The sequence below is a fragment of the Rhodococcus sp. KRD162 genome (genome assembly GCF_017168335.1).
In the GTDB taxonomy this organism is placed as follows: domain Bacteria; phylum Actinomycetota; class Actinomycetes; order Mycobacteriales; family Mycobacteriaceae; genus Rhodococcoides.
In genome coordinates, this window is the sequence record NZ_JABFAU010000007.1 from 133,884 (window position 1) to 153,173 (window position 19,290).

Sequence of the window (19,290 nt, forward strand, 5' to 3'; positions counted from 1 at the left end):
AGCGGTCGATGATGCGGCCGAACGACTGGGGTTGTCGCGCCGTCGGGTCTATGCGTTGCTTGGCAAACTCAGGGACGGGACAGGTACGGTCACCGATCTTCTGACGAAGGTCTCGCCGGGTGGGCGTGGCCGCAGCCGAGTAGCGGCTGAGGTCGAAGAGGTGATCGGCGATCATCTCACCCGATATTTTCTTCACCGCCAGAAGCTGAGTGTCGCTGCGCTGCATCGACGTATCGCGTTGACTTGTCACCGCGCGGGTCTGCCAGTGCCGGCCAGAAACACCGTCACCGCACGAATCGCCGCGCTCCATCCGGCATCGGTGGCCAGGTCACGCGGAGGACCCGATGCCGCCCGCCCACGTCAGTCCGCCGGCGACGATCCACCGACGGTTTCGGGGATTCTCGATCAGGTCCAGATCGACCACACCGTCGTCGATCTGATGGTCGTCGACGAGTACGAGCGGCAACCGATCGGCCGCCCCTACCTGACGATCGCCATCGATGTCCTCAGCCGTTCCGTACTCGGGTTCGTCGTCACTCTGGAGCCGCCGTCGTCGATATCGGTCGGGTTGTGCCTGGGCCGCGTGTGCTGCGAGAAGCAGACATGGCTGGAGGCATGCGAGCTCGCGGAACAGGTGCAGTGGCCAATGGCAGGGAAACCGAAACAGTTGTACCTCGACAACGCCTCCGAGTTCAAAAGCGAAGCGCTGCGCCGCGGATGCGCCCAGCACGCCATCACACTCGAATACCGTCCTCCGGGCCGACCGCACTACGGCGGGATCGTCGAACGCATCATCGGAACGGCGATGACGGCGGTGCACGAGCTGCCTGGGACCACCTTCTCGAACCCAGCGGACCGAGGAAGTTACGACTCGGACAAGCACGCGGCGTTGACATTGCGTGAGTTGGAACGCTGGCTGGTCCTGGCCATAGCCTCGTATCACGCGAGCGTTCACACAGGGATCGGGAACACTCCGGCCGCGGTGTGGGCCGGCGAGGTCGCCGCAGTTGGTCACGCCCCTCGTGTGGTGCTCGGCGAAACCGCTTTCCTGGTGGACTTTCTTCCCGTCATCCGGCGACGTCTGACGCGCACGGGCTTCGTCCTCGATCACGTGCACTACTTCTCGAACGCGCTCAAACCGTGGGTTGCGCGGCGAGAGGATCTGGGGCGGTTCGTGATACGACGTGACCCACGCGATTTGAGCAGAATCTGGGTCCTCGAACCAGACGGTGCCGGCTATGTCGAGGTGCCGTACCGGACGATGTCACATCCCGCGGTGACACTGTGGGAGCACAGAGCTGCTATCACCCGTCTCCGCGAACAAGGTCGGTCGAACGTCGATGAGGGCGCACTGTTTTCGATGATCGAGCAGATGCGCGAGGTCACCGACCGCTCACAGAAAGCCACCCGCAAAGCCCGGCGCAACCGTGCCCGCCGCATGCATCTCACCGGCGCCGCGTCTGCACCGATCCCGGCGATCCACCCGCCGGTGGAGCCTCGAGCGGACGGCGGCACCGCAACGCCGGTCTTCAGCGATATCGAGGAATGGTGAGCCGATGACCGCATCGACAGGAAGCAGCGACGAAGCCACCGAGTCGTCCGGTGAGGATTTGGGGCACCTGCGGGAGTCGGTTCGTCCGCTCGCCGCACTCGACGACGCGGACAAGATCCGGTTGATCCGGTCGGAGAGGTGGATCGGGTATCCGCAGGCCCGTACGGTCATCGACCATCTGGAGACGTTGCTGTCGTGGCCGGACCGACAGCGTATGCCGAACCTACTGTTGCTCGGTCCGACGAACAACGGCAAGTCGATGATCATCGAAAAGTTCCGGCGCACTCATCCGCCGATCAGCTTGTCCGACCGCGAGCAGATACCGGTGTTGTGCATGCAGATGCCCCCGGACCCGTCACCCGGCCGGTTCTACCTCGCACTGCTCACAGCGTTGGGAACACCGACCCGACCACGCAATCGGGTCCACGAACTCGAACAGCAAGCATTGATGCTGCTCCGCGCCACCGGCGTACGGATGTTGATCATCGACGAGCTCCACAATGTTCTCGCCGGCCGTGACAACGTGCGCCGCGAATTCTTGAACGTGCTGCGGTTTTTGGGCAACGAACTACGCATTCCTCTTGTCGCTGTCGGCACCCGTGATGCTTACCTCGTCATCCGGACCGATCCCCAGTTGGAGAACCGATTCCATCCCATGACTTTGCCGGTCTGGACCAACACTGCCGACACCAGATCACTGCTGGCCAGCTTCAGCACGAGCTTCCCCCTCCGCAAACCCTCGCACGTGACATCACTGGAGATGACCGACTACCTTCTCACTCGCTCCGAGGGCACCATCGGTGAACTGGCAACGTTGCTCACTGCCGCAGCAGTGACCGCCGTCGACAGCGGAGAGGAAGCGATCACCTCATCGGTGCTCTCGCGCACTCCGTACCTCGGCCCCACGGAGCGACGCCGCCAGTTCGAACGCCACCTCGCATGAACGCGCGGCTCGCACCGATGCCCGGTGATGCGTACGTTCGCCCGTGGCCGCTGCACCCGCCGCCACTGCCAGGTGAGGTCCTCTCGTCCTGGTTGGCCCGGATATGCGAGCTGTATCCGCACATCAGGCCCTCTGATCTGTTTGCAGACCTCGATATCGATTGTGCTGTCGAGGATCTCGACCGCTACACACCGGAGCCGATCCTTGCCGAGCTGGCCGGTCGCGGCGCAGTCCCGGTAGAGAGGGTGCGGATGATGACGTTGGCGGGGTGGACACCGTGGCTGCTCGACAGCACCGACCCCGCCGACTGCGACTTCGACACCTACGTCCACCAATTCTCGATCCTGCTACCGGCCGACCTCGCGAGGGAGGATCGACGACGCCGCACACCCACGAGCGAAGCATGGTTGCCGTGGGCGAGCACTCCGCGCAGTCGGGCATGCCCGGCATGTATCGACAGCCTCGAATCCACTGCTGATATCAACATGACTCTGCTGCATCAATATCCGGTGCTGAGCAGCTGCCTCGACCACCGTTGTCGACTCGAACCCTGCTCTGTTTTCCCTGGTCATGCAATCTTCTGGGATCAGGTCCGGTTCGGTTCGGACGAACGGGTCTCGCCCGTTCCGGTTCCCTCGGCGGTCACGGACCTCGATCGGCGCAGCACCGAGGCTCTGACGACGGGATGGGTGGAACTCGGCCCAGGCCGGGTACATGCCGCAGTGTGGTTTCGGCTTCTGCGCACCGTCGTCGACGAAGTGTCCTCGCCGCTGGTTCGCACCGGACGGTGGGCGACGAGGCTCGTTGCGATCTGGAAGGCCGCCGGTCGTTCTCGCCCGTTGCGGACCGCGTGGGTTCCGTTCGAGGACCTGCACTGGGACGAGCAGGCGACAGTCCTCGAGGCCGCGGCGATCGCCATTGCGTTGGTCGAGAGCGGTGAGATCGATGCCGGCGGTGCGCACGCATCTCTGCTGAGCCCACGTCCCTATGAGCCGGTCGATCCCGGGACAGCTCCGACGCGCTCGTCCTATCCCGCACCCGAGCGCGATTTATGGGCTGACGCGCACGCTGCGGCCGAGGCCGCCATCGCGGCAGCGCGCGTCGACCCCGCATCCGCCAGTTCGTTGTACAACTTCCTACGCTGGGGGTGCCGCACCGCAGCGGAGCTGGATGAGACGGTGCAACTGTTCCTCGACCACGGGATCCCGCTGCAACATCCGCCGACATAGCTATCGCCCGATGGAGCGGGGTTGTCCGCGACGATGCATACGCGGCGTCAGCCGAGAAGTCCGTTTTCGCGCCGGGGTCATAGTCACCGACGTTATGTGTGCGGTGACCGACGAGAATTTTCCTTCCCGCACCGTCCGGTTCTCACCCAACCCGAAATTCACCGAACGATGCCGAGCCAACGCATCGAGCTCGACGAACGACCCCTCGTCGAGCAACGCCGTGATCCGCTCCCGCGCCGTCAACTTGCCCTTCGCGTGGACCCGGTCCACCGCCGCCTGACCCGATGGAACCTCCGCCACCATCAGACGTTTACGAAGATCAGCCAACTTACCCGCAGTGGTATGAATATCGGGGGTTTCGGCCGACCCATGTGCAGTGGAATCCTGGACGCTGGTCATGGGGCAACACTTTAACTGCGAGCGTGATCTGCGACCCGACCGAGGGTGGTTCGCCGAGGACATCGGATCGTCGCCGAGCCCATATGCTGTCTCGCATGTGGACAAATCTCGATCGCCCGCCACTCGATGTCCGTGCCCTTCGCCGGGCACTGGTGGACGGACCGCAGGCATCGTGGTCTCGGGTGGATTTGATCGCCGAAACCGGTTCGACCAACGCCGACCTCGTCGAAGGGGTCGCGAACTACGCGGACCGGACAGCCCTGATCGCCGAATACCAGGACAGTGGTCGCGGGCGGCATTCGAGATCGTTCTCGGGGGCGCCTCGCTCGCAGATCCTCCTGTCGATGCTGCTGAAGTTCCCCGGCATCGATCCTGCGGTGCTCGGATGGCTACCGCTGATGACCGGAGTTGCCCTCGTCGACGCGTTGCGCACCGTCGCCGAGGTCGATGCGCGACTCAAATGGCCCAACGACGTCCTCATCGGAGGCAAGAAGGTCTCGGGCATCCTCGCCGAGGTCGCGGCCCACGGACCGTCCCCGACGGTCGTCATCGGGCTCGGGGTCAACGTCTCGATGACGGCCGAAGAATTGCCGGTTGCCACCGCCACGTCGCTCGCAGTAGAAAAGGCCGCTGTTCTCGATCGCGACACTCTGGTGCGCGCGATTCTGCGCGGAGTGGCCGCCGAAGTGGATTCCTGGCGTGACTCGAACTGGGGGACCGATGCGCTCGCCCGCAGGTATAGAGAGCGGTGCGGCACCATCGGACAACGCGTCCGTGTCGACCTCCCCGGTGGCGAGGAGAAGTTCGGTACTGCCATCGACGTCGACGAACACGGCAGAATCGTCATCGAGATGGAGCAGACCGGTTCGGCTCGACCGTCCGTACTTGCGGTCGCGGCAGGCGACGTCACGCATCTGCGACCCGTCTCGTAAGACCCTCACCTCGACCGATGCCGTAGCGAACAGTCAGGAGTGCACGTGGGTTACCCACAGGATGCGTTGGCAGACGAGGAAGAGCTGCTGCTTCATCATCACCCGCACTGGAAAATGCTGATCCTTCCGTCGATCACGTTCGTGCTCGTCACAGGAATCGCTGGTGTAGCACTCGGCGCTGCGAGCGCGCGCCTCGAATCCACCGCCGCGAACGTGGCCATGATCGCCGTAGCGGTGGTGTGGGCGGCGCTGGTGGGATGGCGGTGCCTGGTTCCACTGATCAGTTGGAAGTGCACCCACTTCATCGTCACCGACAGGCGAGTACTGATCCGTCAGGGCGTGATCACCCACTCCGGCATCGACATTCCGATGAGCAGAATCAGCAACGTCCAGTTTCGCCACGGCTTGCTCGATCGAATGCTGGGTACGGGAACGCTCATCATCGCCTCCGCGTCGGACGATCCACTCGAATTCGACGACATTCCGCGCGTTCAGCGCGTCCACTCTCTGCTCTACCAGCAAGTCTTCGACTCGATGGAGTACCGCCGCCAATCCATGCACGGCGGCGAGGCCCCCTTCGAGCCGTCGCCCGAGGATTCGGCCGCCGAGCCCAAGCCCGGTTGGCGAGCCGGAAAACGCAGGTAACACAGGCTGTTCTCACTTTCGAACCGTAGGGTGTCCGATGTGACCGATGTGCTGCTTGCAGAAGACGACGAAGCTATCGCTGCGCCCTTGTCCCGCGCTCTCGGGCGCGAGGGGTACACGGTGACCGTCGAACAGACCGGCCCTGCCGCCTTGCAACGCGCCCTCGACGGGAAGTTCGATCTGCTGATCCTCGATCTGGGACTTCCCGGAATGGACGGCCTCGAGGTGTGTCGGCAGGTACGGGCCAACCGATCCGAGGTGGCGGTCCTCATGCTCACCGCACGAACCGACGAGGTCGACTTCGTGGTGGGCCTCGATGCCGGAGCGGACGACTACGTCGGCAAACCCTTCCGGCTCGCCGAGCTCATGGCCCGCGTTCGTGCCCTGCTCCGACGTCGCGGTGCCGGAGAGGACTCCCCGATCGAGGTCGGTGCCATCCGCCTCGAACCGGCCGCGCGACGCGTACTCGTCGGCGGCACCGAGATCTCACTCGCGAACAAAGAGTACGAGCTGCTCAAGGTCCTACTCGACCACGCAGGTCAGGTCGTCTCCCGTGAAGTGATCCTGCGTGAGGTCTGGGGCGATGCAGAGCTGCGCGGATCGAAGACACTGGACATGCACATGTCCTGGTTGCGACGCAAGATCGGGGACGAAGGTCCTGTTGCCGAGCGTCGCATAGCAACGGTGCGCGGCGTCGGTTTCCGCATCAACAGCGACTAGCAGTCCATGCGACGTCGAATTCTGGTCTCGATACTGGCCGTCGTCGTCATGACGGCGTTGTTGCTCGGTATCCCTCTGATGTACACCGCGTGGTTGTGGGTCGAGGACTTCACCCGCAACGACTTGCAAGCACGCCTGGACCGCATGGCAGCGGAGATCATCTCCCAGGAGGGCTCGGCGGGTCTGATCGAGGGTCAGCTCGATATCGGCTCGCTCAGGCTGGCGATTCCGCAGGGCGGCCGGCTGGTGGTCATCTACCCGACTCCGGCCGACGCCGCGTCGCGCGCAGACATCGGCGAGGCATTCGTGGATCGGCCGCTCGTGGAATCGCTGTCGATGGGTACCTCCGGCTCACTGCGACTCGATGTCCCGTCCGACGAGATGCGGTCCCTCCAGCGCCAAGCACTCGGCGCGGTGACACTGGTCGTGCTCGCATCCGCGCTTGCAGGCACAGTCGTCGCCGTCCTGACGGCAAAACGACTGGCAGATCCGCTGCAGGATGTGGCCCGTCGCGCCGCGCGACTGGCGGAGGGTGACTTCCGGCCTGATGCTCGGCGGCACGGCATCGCCGAACTCGACCGCGTCTCGGAGGTGCTCGACTCGGCCACCGTCGAGATCGCAGGCCGACTCCAACGAGAACACACGCTGGTCGCCGACGTCTCGCACCAACTCCGAAGCCGACTGACTGCTGTGCGGCTGCGGCTCGACGAGATTTCCACCCACCCGGACCCGGCGGTGGTGGACGAGGCGAACGAGGCGATGGACCAAGTCGACCGGCTGACCCTCGCCATCGACGAACTCGTTCGTTCCTCCCGCAGCGACGGCGCCGCCGATGCGCACGAGGTATCGGTCATCGAGGAACTGACCGCAACAGTCGTCGAATGGCGGCGGAACTTCGAGGATGCAGGCCGCAACCTGGTACTCAAGGGAGACGCCGAACTCACCGCATCGGTGACGGGCTCCCGGCTGCGAGAAGCCGTGTCGGTCTTGGTCGACAATTCTCTGGTACACGGCGACGGCGGCTGCACCGTGTCGGTGCGAGCGGTGTCCGGTGGCGAAAGCCCCGACCCTCGGCGTGAGCGACTGGTCTGTGTCGAGGTCACCGACGAGGGCCCCGGAGTGAGCAACGAGCTGGCCCCGCACATCTTCGACCGAGGATTCTCCGGCGCAGGCTCCACCGGCGTCGGACTCGCACTCGCGCGGGCACTGATCGAAGCCGATGGCGGACGGCTGGAACTACAGCGCCGTCGGCCCGCCCTGTTCTCGGTCTTTCTACCCGCCTCGCGTGAGCACACACCTACCGTGCCCCGCCGAGAGCCGAGGTGACCGGTCAGGGCTGATCGACGGCCTCTGACGTGTCCCCGGTTCGCTCGGCGTCGACCTCGAGGATCGTGCGCGCGTTCTCCTCGGGGAACGCGAAGCGCCGCAGCGCCCAGAACCGGAACGCCATCTGCAGGAGATTGCCGATGATGTAGTTGAGAACGAAGTCGATGATCACCACCATCGTCAACGACTCACTGGTGTCGCGAATGTCGAAGATGTTGTTCGCGATCCAGAGCGGACCGGCCGCGATGAGCACTCCGACACCGCTGATGACGAAGAAAAGCAGCGCCTCGTGGTGCCGTTCTCGTCCGCCCCGATGCTTGAACGCCCACTCACGATTGAGGAAGTAGCTCAACAAAGTCGCGAGAACGCCCGAGATGATCTTGGCGATCACCGGCTTCTGCTCGAGCACCGTCAAGCTCAGTGAATAAAAGATCACCAGGTCGAAAACCATTGTCGTGCCGCCCACGATGGCGAACTTGATCAGCTCGCTGTGACGAACCGCAAGGTCCCGGACGGGCTTGGGTAAGCGTCGAAGCACGCTCTCGATCGTCGGCACAACGGAGAAGTCTACGAAACACAGCCCCGATCCGACGAACCGACGCACGGATCATCAGGGTTTCCACAGGTCCCCGGCAGGTCGACGTTCTCGCGGAGGGCTGCCGGTTCGGACGGACCGCACACGACGTGACACCATGGTGAGCCGTGACAGGTACCGAACCGCGCCCCAACGCCGCGCGCCCGTCGTCGACCGGAATGCCCGTGGTGACGATGATCGGCGGCGGTCAGCTCGCCCGAATGACCCATCAGTCCGCCATCGAGCTCGGTCAGACGCTCCGAGTGCTGGCGGCAGGTGCAGACGAGCCCGCGGCTCGAGTCAGTCCCGATGTCGTCTTCGGTTCCCACGACGATCTCGATGCCTTGCGCACCGCCGCGACCGGTTCCAATGCGGTCACCTTCGATCACGAGCACGTACCGACCGAGCACCTCGAGGCTCTCGTGGCCGAGGGCGTCAACGTGCAGCCGCCGCCGAGCGCCCTGATCTTCGCGCAGGACAAACTGCGCATGCGCCGCAAACTGGCAGAACTGGGTGCGCCAGGACCCGCCTACGCGGAGGTGTCGAGCGCGCAGGACGCCATCGCCTTCGGAGACGAGCACGGGTGGCCCGTCGTCCTCAAAGCAATCCGCGGCGGATACGACGGACGCGGAGTGTGGATGCCCGCCGACGCGGAGGAAGCCGAGCGCATCGTCACGGCCCAACTCGACCTGGGTGTACCCCTCATGGTGGAAGAGAAGGTCGCCATGCGCCGCGAGCTGTCGGCCATGGTCGCACGATCGCCGTTCGGCCAAGGTGCTGCCTGGCCCGTCGTACAGACGGTGCAGCGCAACGGTCAGTGCGCCGTCGTCCTGGCACCCGCCCCCGATCTCGACGAGGACGTCGCCACATCCGCCGGCCGACTGGCCCTCGACATCGCAGGCGCGCTGGGAGTAGTAGGAGATCTGGCGGTGGAACTGTTCGAGACCACCTCCGGCACGCTTCTGGTGAACGAGCTCGCCATGCGTCCCCACAACTCCGGGCATTGGACCATGGACGGGTGCCGCACCTCGCAGTTCGAGCAACACCTCCGCGCGGTATTGGACTACCCACTCGGTGACACCGATCCACTGGCCCCACTGACCGTGATGGCCAACATTCTGGGCGCACCCGAGGCACCCCGGATGACCATGGACGAGAGGCTTCATCACCTCTTCGCGCGCATGCCCGACGCGAAGGTGCACCTGTACGGCAAAGGCGAGCGCAAAGACCGCAAAATCGGGCACGTGAACATCCTCGGCTCACCGTCCGGTTCCCTCGCCGATCCGGAGTACGTGGCCTCGGTGCGTGAGCGAGCCGAACGCGCGGCGCACTGGATGTCGCACGCCGAATGGACCGACGGATGGGATCCGCACGATGACTGACCACCCCGCCACCGATTCCGCACCGCAGGGTCGTTCCGCAGGCTCCACTCCTGTATCCGAGGGTCGTTCCGCGGGCTCCACTCCTGCACCCGAGGGTCGTTCCGCAGGCTCCACTCCTGCAGTGGGCCTGATCATGGGCAGCGACTCCGACTGGCCGACCATGGAAGCCGCCGCAGAAGCATTGGCCGAGTTCGGAATTCGATTCGAGGTGGGCGTGGTGTCCGCCCATCGCACACCGCAGCGGATGCTCGACTACGCCCGCGACGCCGCGAGCCGTGGAATCCGCGTGATCATCGCCGGTGCCGGGGGAGCGGCACACCTGCCCGGCATGGTTGCCTCGGCGACGCCTTTGCCGGTGATCGGTGTACCAGTACCGCTGAAGTACCTCGACGGCATGGACTCGTTGCTCTCGATCGTCCAGATGCCGGCAGGCGTTCCGGTAGCGACGGTCTCCATCGGCGGTGCCCGCAACGCAGGACTGCTCGCAGTACGGATACTGGGTGCGTCCGATCCGGATCTGCAAGAACGGATGTCGGCATTTCAGGCCTCGCTGGAGGCCATGGTGCTGGAGAAAGACAGAGCTCTGCGCACGACGCTGCTGGGATGAGCAACGCGACGTCGCGGCGCGAGCAGATTCGATTAGCAGGTCGAGGTCGGTGGCAGTCCGTTGCGGTGACGACGCTGGCGTTGCGGTACGCCCGCTTGTGGGGCGGAACAGCGCACTTCGACCACGAGTTCTCGATCTTCGTGTGCACCGGACTGCGCGGCGGATTCGGACGGGGCGGAACCACGTTCGGAGGCGCGTATCTGACCAAGGACAACACCGGCCGCCGAGTGATACGGCACGAAGCCGTGCACGCAGACCAATGGGCCCGGTTCGGGCTGAGCTTCCCGTTCCGGTACCTCGCCGAGGAAGTTCGCCACCGAGGACCGGCAAACAAGTACGAAATCGAGGCCGGACTCGCGGACGGCGGCTACCGAACGGGCACGTGAAGGCGGCCGTTCAAGACAGGACCGTGGTGACCTTCTCGGTATCGGCGCGTCGATCGTTCTTTCCCTCGTCGGCATTGGCCACCTGAACCAACGAGGCGCCCGCGACGAGAACCGAGAGCAGGCCGTCGATCAGCTCCTCGGCAGTGCTCCACGACGCACTCGACATCACCCGGTCGGCAGCAGTCAACGAGCGGGCAGAGGCCCGCTCTCGCGCGGCCACGAGCACCTCGTCCACCGAACGACCGTCCAACGCCGCCGCTCCCGACCCGCTACCCGACACCCGAAACTGATCCCCGTGCACCCGCACCGAGGTTGCGTAGTCGGTCATTCCCACCGGCAGATCCGGCACGGCCTTGCCGAAAGCATCGAGCGAGAACGCCAGCACCTCGTCCACATCCGGTGCCTCGTCGAGTCGATCCGCAGGCACCATCGCGACGTCGGCCGAGTCCACGGCCCCCAGCACCACCTCGCCGCCTGCCCACCACACACCGAGCAGCGCCGCGGCGGTCTGCCAGTGCGCGGGCAACAACACACTGACCTTGCCGCCCGCCTCGAAGCCCAACTCGTCGCACAACAGATTCGCTGTCTTGGCTGCCCAGTTCGCGAGCGTCACCGCCGAGACCTCGACCCGCTCGCCGGAGGCGTCGTCGTAGAACGTGATACGCGGACCGGCCGGGTCAGCGGCAAGGACGGGGTCGAGCAAGGTCTGAGTCAGGTTCGAAGCCACACCACGAACCCTAGATCACGGACCCCGCGCAGGCTCCACGCCTGCACCATGAGGATGCGCCAGACCGTCCGTCAGTTGACGCACATAGGCCCGGTGGAACCTGCGTCGATCGGAGCTGCGGGAGTCTCGGGAACTGCCGTACCGGCTTCGGGAGCAACGGTTTCTGCCGTCGCGGCCTGCCCCGAACCCGGGCCGGCGTAGTCGTCGGCGAGCACCACCTGCACCGTGTCTGCAGGCAGCGAAGAATCGGTGACGATCTGCAGTCCGCCGAGCGCAGCCGAGACCGCGCGAGCAGCATCACTGTCGGCATCGGCCGCCTGGATTCGACTCGCCGAGATCGACGTGCCCTCGTAGTTTCCGATGGTGCCTCCGACGTATCCCAACTGCGTCAACGCACCGGCGACACCGTTGGCGAGCCCGTCGATTCCGCTGTCGTTCGCCACGTCGACGGTGACCGTCGACGGGTCGATCTCGGGCGCATCGGAACCCTCGGAATTGTTCTGCGCCGAGTTGCCGTCGTCGAGCAGACCTTCGACGTACTTCTTCACCGCGGCCGGGTCGACCTGGACGATCGATTCGCCGTAGTCGGTCGTGGCGTTGATGTCGACCGCCGGGATGGTCTCGAACTTGACCTTGCCGCCCGCGAGATCCTGTAGCCGAGTGGCGAATTGCAGAATGTCCCAATCGGAATCGAGTGTCACCGAACGCTGCACCGCAGTGCTGAGCTGGGCCAGTTTTCCCGGATTGCTCAACGTCTTGGCGCTCAACACGTTCCGCACCAGCGAGGCCATGAACACCTGCTGACGCACGATGCGGTCGAGGTCGCCGCGGGGCAGATCGTGCCGTTGTCGAACGAAACTCAAGGCCTGGGAACCGGAGAGCTTCTGCACCCCTGCCGGGAAATTTGCACCCGAGAGCGGCTCGTCCACAGGATTGTTCAGACATACCTCGACGCCGCCGACAGCGTCGGTCAACAGGACGAAGCCGAGCAGGCCCACCTCCGCGTAGTGGTCGACGGTGATCCCGGTCAGATTCGCGACCGAATCGATGAGTGCCTCGCGCCCGGCCTCGGTGGCCTGTACCTCCGCATCGGCGTCCGAGACGCCCTGCTCCACCAGCTCGAGCCGCTTGGTCTCCTTGGTCGCGCCGTAGGCGGCATTGATCTTGGACATGCCGATTCCGGGCACCTCCACGTACGAATCGCGAGGGATGGAAATGGCGGTGGCCGACGAACCGTCGTTCGGGACCCGAATCAGCACGATCGTGTCGGTGTTCGACGCCACCTCTTCACCGGCATTGAGCGAGGCGAGTTCCTCCGGGGACAGTGCATTGCCGTGGGCATCGGTCCGACTGTCGGTGCCGACCATCAGAATGTCGACCGCACCGTCTGCGGCACCGCCGAGGCCGAGACCGCCCGCAGTGGCGATGTTGGATCTGAGACTGTCTACGCTGCGCCATGCGAAGCCGGTCACCAGTAAAACCAGTACCGACAGCACTGCAACGGCCACATGGGTAGCCGGCCATCGGCGGCCGCCTGCGGCAAGGCCGGGTTCGCCGTGAGATCGGGGCGGTTCGACGCCGACGCGGCGATCGTGCTGTCGCGGCGCGCGCGGTCGGTCGGCGGGTTCGTCTCGGTTGCGGCGAGTACGTTCTCGCGCCCGGGGTTTCCCGTGCGAATCCTCGGCAGTTCTGTAGCGATGCGCCGCACGATCGTCTGGACGTCCCGTGGCGCGCGGCTCGGGACCGACTGGTTTCCGGTGGGTGCGCCGCCTGGGCGGGGGAGTGTGCTCACCGCCGGGCGTGCCTGGATCTCGTGGCACCGTGACGACCCTCTCTCGTTACCGGCCGGTCCGATCACCCGCCTGCTTCGTTCTCCCCCTGCTGTTCGAAGGTTACTGGTCACCGGTCACCGCCTCGCCCAACCGAACACGGCGTGCCACACTTGGCAACCGTGAACGCGATCGTGGTGACCGGAGCACATGGCCAGTTGGGCCGCCGAGTGGTGGCTCTTGCCGCCGGCCGAGGAGACGGCACCGAGGTACGCGCATATTCGTCCGCCGACCTGGACGTAACCGATCCCGACGCAGTCGCTGCCGTGGTGAGCGCAGGGGCGACGGTGATCAATTGCGCCGCGTACACCGCAGTGGACGCCGCTGAGACAGACGAGGCCAGAGCCCTGGCCGTCAATGCGGACGGCCCGCGAAATCTCGCTCGCGCCTGCGGGCGTGTCGGTGGCAGGTTGATCCACGTCTCCACCGATTATGTGTTCGACGGCACAGCGACCGAACCCTACGAGGTGGACGCCGACACCGCCCCGAAGTCGGCGTACGGTCGCACCAAGCTGGCCGGCGAACTCGCCGTACGCGATGAGCTGCCCGAGGCCGTCGTCGTACGCACTGCCTGGGTGTACGACAACACCGGCAAGAACTTCGTGACCACCATGCGCAGGCTCGAAGGCGAGCGAGAGACGATTTCGGTGGTCAATGATCAGATCGGCTCACCCACCTTTGCCCACGACCTGGCGTCGGGCCTGCTCGCGATCGAAACCCGGCCTTCGGTGGTCGGTCGCACCGTGCACTACACCAATGCCGGGCAAGCCAGCTGGTTCGAGCTCGCTCGCGCGGTGTTCGCACGCATCGGGGCCGATCCCGAGCGGGTACGTCCGTGTTCGAGCGCAGAGTACGTCGCGGCGGCTCCTCGTCCGGCGTATTCGGTGCTCTCGTCCAGGGCGTGGCTCGATGCCGGGTTGCCGCCTTCCCGGCCGTGGTCGGACGCGCTGACGGCGGCGTTGGCGCAGTCGAGATGAGGGTGTCGACCACGCTCGGGCTAGTCTTGCCCGCGTGAGTTCCGAGCTGGCCGTGGTGACGGTGACCTATTCGCCCGGCGAATACCTGGATCAATTCCTGACGTCTCTTCGTGAGGCGACAACACGTCCCTGCCGGGTGATCATGGCCGACAACGGCTCGGTCGACGGCACACCAGAGGCGGCCGAGGCCGCGTTCGACGAGGCAGAGTTGCTGCGGACCGGCGCGAACATCGGATACGGCGCAGCGGTCAATCGTGCGGTCGCGGCCATCGATCCCTCGGTCGAGTTCGTCGTCGTCGCCAATCCCGACGTACGGTGGCACCCCGGTTCTCTCGACGGTCTGCTCGACGCTGCGGCCCGGTGGCCGCGCGCGGGCTCGCTCGGACCACTCATCCGCGAACCCGACGGCTCCCGATACCCATCGGCTCGGTCGGTGCCCGATCTCACCTCAGGCGCGGGCCACGCGGTGCTCGGCAAGCTCTGGCCGAAGAATCCGTGGACTCAGCGCTACCGCCAGGAGAACGAGTCGGTGAGCGAGCGTCCGGTGGGGTGGCTGTCCGGATCATGCCTGTTGCTGCGGCGCTCGGCGTTCGATTCTATCGGCGGGTTCGACTCTCGATACTTCATGTACATGGAGGACGTGGACCTGGGCGACCGGCTCGGCCGTGCGGGCTGGCACAACGTCTATGTTCCCGGCGTCGAGGTGACGCACTCGAAAGGCCATGCCGCAGGACGGCATCCGGAAGTGATGTTGCCCGCACATCACACCAGTGCGTACCGCTTCCAGGCCGACCGGCACGCGAAAGCGTGGCAAGCTCCCCTACGATTGGCCTTGCGTATAGGTCTCGGCCTTCGATCGAAGATCGTTGTGAGATCTGCGCTTCGGGCCCGAAAAGTTGACGGACGAGTCACCGACGAGAGAACAGAGGCTGGACATGGTGGATAGTTCCTCATCGGTCGCCGCGCGCACCGATGCAGTAATCCTGGTCGGCGGCAAAGGAACTCGGCTCAGGCCGCTCACACTCTCGGCCCCCAAGCCGATGCTTCCCACTGCGGGACTGCCCTTCCTGACCCACTTGCTGGCACGCATCAGGGCTGCCGGAATTTCGCACGTCGTCCTCGGCACGTCCTTCAAGGCCGAAGTGTTCGAGCAGCATTTCGGAGACGGCTCCGCGCTCGGCATCGAGATCGAATACGTCACCGAGACCGAGCCGATGGGTACCGGCGGAGGGATCAGGAACGTTCTCCCGCGCCTGCGTGCGGACAATGTCATGGTCTTCAACGGCGATGTGCTGGGCGGTACGGATCTGACAGCGGTATTGGAAACACACCGAACCACTGAAGCCGACGTCACGTTGCATCTGGTTCGCGTGGGTGACCCACGAGCGTTCGGCTGTGTGCCGACCGACGAATCCGGCCGAGTGACAGCATTTCTGGAGAAGACCCAGGATCCGCCGACCGATCAGATCAACGCCGGATGCTACGTCTTCAAGCGTGAGATCATCGAGTCCATCGCCTCCGATCGACCGGTGTCGGTGGAGCGAGAGGTGTTTCCCGCCTTGCTCGCCGAAGGCAAGAAGCTCTACGGGCACGTGGACAGCGCGTACTGGCGCGACATGGGCACCCCGGAGGACTTCGTCAAGGGCTCGGCCGATCTGGTGCGCGGCATCGCGCCCTCGCCTGCGCTGGACGGAGATCGCGGCGAATCGTTGGTGCACCCCAGCGCCGGAGTGGCACCGGGGGCGCTGCTGATCGGCGGAACCGTCATCGGTCGCGGTGCCGAGATCGGCGCCGGAGCCCGTCTCGACGGTGCCGTCGTGTTCGACGGCGCGGTCGTCGAGGCAGGAGCGGTCGTCGAGCGGTCGATCCTCGGCTTCGGTGCCCGTATCGGGCCCCGCGCTCTGGTGCGCGATGCGGTGATCGGCGACGGCGCAGACATCGGAGCCCGATGTGAGCTGCTTCGCGGTGCGCGGGTGTGGCCAGGGGTGAAACTGCCTGACGGCGGAGTGCGCTTCTCCACCGACGTCTGAAATCCCGCCGAACCGGGCCACTGCATAACCCAGGCGGCGGATCCGGTTCGGGCTAGCGGCGTTGCGCGGCGAGCGAGACGAGGTGATCGATCGTCTCGTGTTCGGCGGTGTCCGGAAGTGCGTCGACCGGCCACCACCGCAGATCCGTCGATTCATCACTGCGCACAGCTCGGGCACCGTCTCGGGCGCGCACCAGAAACCGCAGATCGAGATGACGCGTCGGGGTGCCGAGCGAACACGTGATCGGGTGCGTGTGCGCCGAGAGCAGTACCGGGTCGATGGTCAGATCTGCGATCCCGGATTCTTCTGTCGCCTCACGCATCGCGGCGTCGACGATCGTGTCGTCGGTCGGTTCGCAGTGGCCGCCGAGTTGAATCCACCGACCGACCTTCGGATGCAACGTCAGCAGCACGTGGGTGCCGGATCGGTCGAGCACCAGTGAGGAGGCCGTGAAGTGGCCGGCCGCGTTGGCGCGCAGGCACGCGTCCGGGTTGCTGTCGAGGAAGGCCAGCATGGTGTGGCGAAGCGATTCGTCCGCTGAGCCCTGTGGTCGCCAGCCGTCGAGCGCAGCGGCTACCGAACGCCGCAGTGTGAACGCGGACATTGCCTCAGAGCTCCAGTAGCGAGGACCCGGGCACTACCGGATCCCGCACGGTCAGGCTCTCGTCCGGATGCCCGATTGCGATGGCACCCATGGCTTTCCAGTCTGCGCGCAGTCCGAGTTCGGCGCGAACCGTATCGGCGGCGAAGATGGTCGAGCCGATCCAGCAGCTGCCGAGATCTCGAACCGCGAGCGCGACGAGCAAACCCTGGACGGCAGCACCGACAGCAACGGTGAACATCGTGTCTTCGGCGGCCCGACGCCTCTCGTCGGGGTAGGTGTGCGCGCCGTCGGGCACACAGAACGGAATCACGACTTCCGGTGCGTCGAACAGGATGTCGCCGCGGCTCAGTCTCGCGGCGATCCGATCCTTACCGAGCCCGTCGTTCGTGAGATCGGCCCGCCACTGCTCGCGCATCGTGTTCAGCAATCGGCGACGCAGCGCTGGCGTCCTGACCCAGACGAACCGAACCGGACGAGTGTGGTGCGGGGCAGGGGCGGTGAGCGCATCGGCCACGGCAGCCCGGATCGACTCGGGATCGACGGCGTCCGAGGTGAACGAGCGCACCGACCGTCGTAGGAGCAGCGCCTCGCGTCGTCCTTGATCGAGAGCCTCGGCGGTGCCGAGCCAGAACAGGTCTTCCTCGCCGCCGCGCAACAGCGCCTTCGCAGTGGAGCCGTCGTCGACCGGAGACAATCCGCGGACGACGGCGATCGGGACGCCGCCCAGTTTGCCCTTGACCAGATCGCCTGCGGCAGCGAGCTCGTCGGCGATGGCGACCTCGGTGACGACGAGCTCGTTGCCCTGACCGTCTTCGGCGCCGGCATAGGCGTGGAGGACCGGCAGGCCTGCGGATCCGATGGCGGCGTCGATCTGCCCGATCCGCCATGCGCGCCCCATGGTGTCGGTGACGACGACGGCAACCGTCACCCCCAACAGTTCTCGGAGAGCCGAGCGGAGGTTCGCGGCGCTGGCGTCGGGACGTTCGGGTAGCAGCGCAAGTTCTCCGCCGTCGACATTCGAGCCGTCGATTCCGGACGCGGCCTGCACGATGCCGAGTCGGTTCTCGGTGATGAGGGTCCGGCCCTTGCGAGCAACGATGCGCACGGCCTCCTGGTCCACCAGCACTCTGCGGGCGGCGTCTCGCTCGTCCACATCGCGCGGTGCCTCGATCAGGCGACCCTCTACCTTCGAGAGGATCTTGCTGGTGACGATCAGGATGTCGCCATCGCGCAGCCACGACGCGCGCTCGGCGATCGCCGAAGCCAAGTCGTCGCCCGGTCTGAATTCGGGGAGCCCGGTCACCGGCAGGATTTCGATGGAACCGCCAGGAGCGTGATCGACCGGGACGCGATCGCTGGGAGCGGGCAGCATCGAATCGGGTTCGCGAGGATCGGTCACAGGTCGAGTCCTGCCGCCTGTAGCGCGGTGCGTGCCATCACCGCGGTGGTCTCCGGGTCGGTCATCAGCAGGGGAACGGACTGTACATCCACTCCCTCGACGAGGGCAGTGTCCGTCGTGTGCACCAGCCAGGCATCGAGAATGCCGGTGCCGCTTCGGCTTCCGTAGTGGCGGCCGACGGCCTGCGCCGTGGTCTCGACACCGATGACGGACAGGCACTCGTCTGCCATGCCGCGCAACGGCTTACCGTCGATCACGGGGGAGAGGCCGACGACCTTGGCCGCCGTCGTGCGCAGCGCCCCGCGGATTCCGGGTACTGCGAGGATTGCACCGACGCTCACCACCGGATTGGACGGCGCGAGGATCACGGCATCGGCTTCGGCGATCGCCTCCACGACTCCCGGTGCGGGAGTTGCCTGTTCGGCACCGATGTTGGCGAAGCTGTGCGTTGGAATCTGTGCGCGATATCGAACCCACCACTCCTGGAAATGGATTGCGCGCTGTGTCTCACCGCTCGGGTCCTCAGGATCGGTAACCACGACGTGGGTCTCCGAACGATCGTCGGTGACGGGCAGCAGGCGGACGCCGGGCTGCCATCGGTTGCACAAGGCTTCGGTAACAGCCGACAGAGGAAAACCGGTACGCAGCATCCGACTGCGGATCAGATGCGTGGCGATGTCACGGTCTCCGAGGCCGAACCAGTCCGGATCGGCACCGTAGGCCGCCAACTCCTCCCGCGCGTTCCATGTCTCCCCGACGTGGCCCCAGCCGCGCTCGGGGTCGATACCGCCCCCGAGGGTGTACATACACGTGTCGAGATCCGGGCAGATGCGCAGGCCGTGCATCCACACGTCGTCCCCGACGTTGACCACGGCGGTGATCTCGTGCGTGGGATCACCGTCGGACGAGGAAGTGCCGAGCAGGGTTTTCAGACCTTGCAAGAAGCGGGCTCCACCGACGCCGCCGACCAGAACAGTAACTTTCACAACTGACGAGCCTAATAGGGTTGCGACGATGGTCGGCCAGCGC

20 protein-coding genes and 1 pseudogene are annotated in these 19,290 nt (G+C 65.5%); 13 read left to right on the forward strand and 8 right to left on the reverse strand.

Going from position 1 to position 19,290, the window contains the following annotated elements:
* From J1M87_RS12310 to J1M87_RS12320, 3 genes are all read left to right on the forward strand, one after another.
* On the forward strand, positions 1-1,552 hold a 1,552-nt coding region (locus tag J1M87_RS12310; RefSeq protein ID WP_206489806.1), incomplete at its 5' end, for a Mu transposase C-terminal domain-containing protein.
* A 4-nt stretch (positions 1,553-1,556) separates the two neighbouring features.
* A complete protein-coding gene (locus tag J1M87_RS12315) occupies positions 1,557-2,495 on the forward strand; it encodes a TniB family NTP-binding protein (RefSeq protein ID WP_206489807.1) in 939 nt (312 codons plus the stop codon).
* On the forward strand, positions 2,492-3,724 hold the full coding sequence (locus J1M87_RS12320; RefSeq protein ID WP_206489808.1) for a TniQ family protein: 1,233 nt from the start codon (positions 2,492-2,494) through the stop codon (positions 3,722-3,724). Before J1M87_RS12315 ends, J1M87_RS12320 begins: the two co-directional genes overlap by 4 nt.
* 120 nt (positions 3,725-3,844) lie before the next feature.
* Here J1M87_RS12320 and J1M87_RS12325 read toward each other — a convergent pair.
* Positions 3,845-4,123 (reverse strand): annotated as a pseudogene (locus tag J1M87_RS12325) (carboxyl transferase domain-containing protein); the annotation flags it as partial.
* A 95-nt stretch (positions 4,124-4,218) separates the two neighbouring features.
* Between J1M87_RS12325 and J1M87_RS12330 the strand changes: the two are divergent.
* From J1M87_RS12330 to J1M87_RS12345, 4 genes are read left to right on the forward strand one after another with little or no spacing between them, the layout of a single operon-like run.
* Positions 4,219-5,055, forward strand: a complete 837-nt coding sequence (locus J1M87_RS12330) for a biotin--[acetyl-CoA-carboxylase] ligase (RefSeq protein ID WP_206489810.1) — start codon at positions 4,219-4,221, stop codon at positions 5,053-5,055.
* Between the two features lie 45 nt (positions 5,056-5,100).
* A complete protein-coding gene (locus tag J1M87_RS12335; RefSeq protein WP_206489811.1) occupies positions 5,101-5,700 on the forward strand; it encodes a PH domain-containing protein in 600 nt (199 codons plus the stop codon).
* A 39-nt stretch (positions 5,701-5,739) separates the two neighbouring features.
* Positions 5,740-6,420, forward strand: coding sequence for a response regulator transcription factor (locus J1M87_RS12340; RefSeq protein ID WP_206489812.1), 681 nt, complete (start codon positions 5,740-5,742; stop codon positions 6,418-6,420).
* Between the two features lie 6 nt (positions 6,421-6,426).
* A complete protein-coding gene (locus tag J1M87_RS12345; protein WP_206489813.1) occupies positions 6,427-7,746 on the forward strand; it encodes a HAMP domain-containing sensor histidine kinase in 1,320 nt (439 codons plus the stop codon).
* 4 nt (positions 7,747-7,750) lie between these two features.
* Here J1M87_RS12345 and J1M87_RS12350 read toward each other — a convergent pair whose 3' ends face one another.
* Positions 7,751-8,302: a GtrA family protein gene (locus J1M87_RS12350; protein ID WP_206489814.1), complete on the reverse strand. Its 552-nt coding sequence runs from the start codon at positions 8,300-8,302 to the stop codon at positions 7,751-7,753.
* Between the two features lie 146 nt (positions 8,303-8,448).
* Here J1M87_RS12350 and J1M87_RS12355 point away from each other — a divergent pair, with 146 nt between their 5' ends.
* The 3 genes from J1M87_RS12355 to J1M87_RS12365 all read left to right on the forward strand — a co-directional run bounded on the left by J1M87_RS12355 (position 8,449) and on the right by J1M87_RS12365 (position 10,695).
* Positions 8,449-9,702: a 5-(carboxyamino)imidazole ribonucleotide synthase gene (locus J1M87_RS12355; RefSeq protein WP_206489815.1), complete on the forward strand. Its 1,254-nt coding sequence runs from the start codon at positions 8,449-8,451 to the stop codon at positions 9,700-9,702.
* A 133-nt stretch (positions 9,703-9,835) separates the two neighbouring features.
* The gene (purE, locus tag J1M87_RS12360; RefSeq protein ID WP_206489929.1) at positions 9,836-10,309 is read left to right on the forward strand and encodes a 5-(carboxyamino)imidazole ribonucleotide mutase; all 474 of its coding nucleotides are present in this window, start codon (positions 9,836-9,838) and stop codon (positions 10,307-10,309) included.
* Positions 10,306-10,695, forward strand: a complete 390-nt coding sequence (locus J1M87_RS12365; protein ID WP_206489816.1) for a hypothetical protein — start codon at positions 10,306-10,308, stop codon at positions 10,693-10,695. The genes purE and J1M87_RS12365 overlap by 4 nt, the downstream gene beginning before the upstream one ends.
* Before the next feature lie 10 nt (positions 10,696-10,705).
* Here J1M87_RS12365 and J1M87_RS12370 read toward each other — a convergent pair whose 3' ends face one another.
* The 3 genes from J1M87_RS12370 to J1M87_RS12380 form a co-directional block, all read right to left on the reverse strand.
* Positions 10,706-11,422 carry a TIGR03089 family protein gene (locus J1M87_RS12370; protein ID WP_206489817.1) on the reverse strand — a complete coding sequence of 239 codons (717 nt, stop codon included), beginning with the start codon at positions 11,420-11,422 and terminating at the stop codon, positions 10,706-10,708.
* A gap of 71 nt (positions 11,423-11,493) precedes the next feature.
* On the reverse strand, positions 11,494-12,894 hold the full coding sequence (locus J1M87_RS12375; protein ID WP_307830796.1) for an LCP family protein: 1,401 nt from the start codon (positions 12,892-12,894) through the stop codon (positions 11,494-11,496).
* Positions 12,891-13,214, reverse strand: coding sequence for a hypothetical protein (locus J1M87_RS12380; protein WP_206489949.1), 324 nt, complete (start codon positions 13,212-13,214; stop codon positions 12,891-12,893). Before J1M87_RS12380 ends, J1M87_RS12375 begins: the two co-directional genes overlap by 4 nt.
* A 159-nt stretch (positions 13,215-13,373) precedes the next feature.
* Here J1M87_RS12380 and rfbD point away from each other — a divergent pair, with 159 nt between their 5' ends.
* Genes rfbD through J1M87_RS12395 form a run of 3 tightly spaced genes read left to right on the forward strand, consistent with a single transcriptional unit; the run spans position 13,374 to position 16,258 of the window.
* Positions 13,374-14,228 (forward strand): dTDP-4-dehydrorhamnose reductase, encoded by an 855-nt coding sequence (gene rfbD, locus J1M87_RS12385; protein ID WP_206489819.1) that lies wholly within the window; start codon positions 13,374-13,376, stop codon positions 14,226-14,228.
* A 34-nt stretch (positions 14,229-14,262) separates the two neighbouring features.
* Positions 14,263-15,174 (forward strand): glycosyltransferase family 2 protein, encoded by a 912-nt coding sequence (locus J1M87_RS12390; protein ID WP_206489820.1) that lies wholly within the window; start codon positions 14,263-14,265, stop codon positions 15,172-15,174.
* On the forward strand, positions 15,164-16,258 hold the full coding sequence (locus J1M87_RS12395; RefSeq protein ID WP_206489821.1) for a sugar phosphate nucleotidyltransferase: 1,095 nt from the start codon (positions 15,164-15,166) through the stop codon (positions 16,256-16,258). Before J1M87_RS12390 ends, J1M87_RS12395 begins: the two co-directional genes overlap by 11 nt.
* 52 nt (positions 16,259-16,310) lie before the next feature.
* Here J1M87_RS12395 and J1M87_RS12400 read toward each other — a convergent pair whose 3' ends face one another.
* From J1M87_RS12400 to cofD, 3 genes are read right to left on the reverse strand one after another with little or no spacing between them, the layout of a single operon-like run.
* Complete coding sequence (locus J1M87_RS12400; RefSeq protein ID WP_206489822.1) at positions 16,311-16,862, reverse strand: NUDIX hydrolase; 552 nt, start codon at positions 16,860-16,862, stop codon at positions 16,311-16,313.
* 4 nt (positions 16,863-16,866) lie between these two features.
* Positions 16,867-18,234 carry a coenzyme F420-0:L-glutamate ligase gene (locus J1M87_RS12405; protein WP_206489930.1) on the reverse strand — a complete coding sequence of 456 codons (1,368 nt, stop codon included), beginning with the start codon at positions 18,232-18,234 and terminating at the stop codon, positions 16,867-16,869.
* Between the two features lie 23 nt (positions 18,235-18,257).
* A complete protein-coding gene (gene cofD / locus J1M87_RS12410) occupies positions 18,258-19,247 on the reverse strand; it encodes a 2-phospho-L-lactate transferase (RefSeq protein WP_206489823.1) in 990 nt (329 codons plus the stop codon).
* Positions 19,248-19,290: the final 43 nt, after the last annotated feature.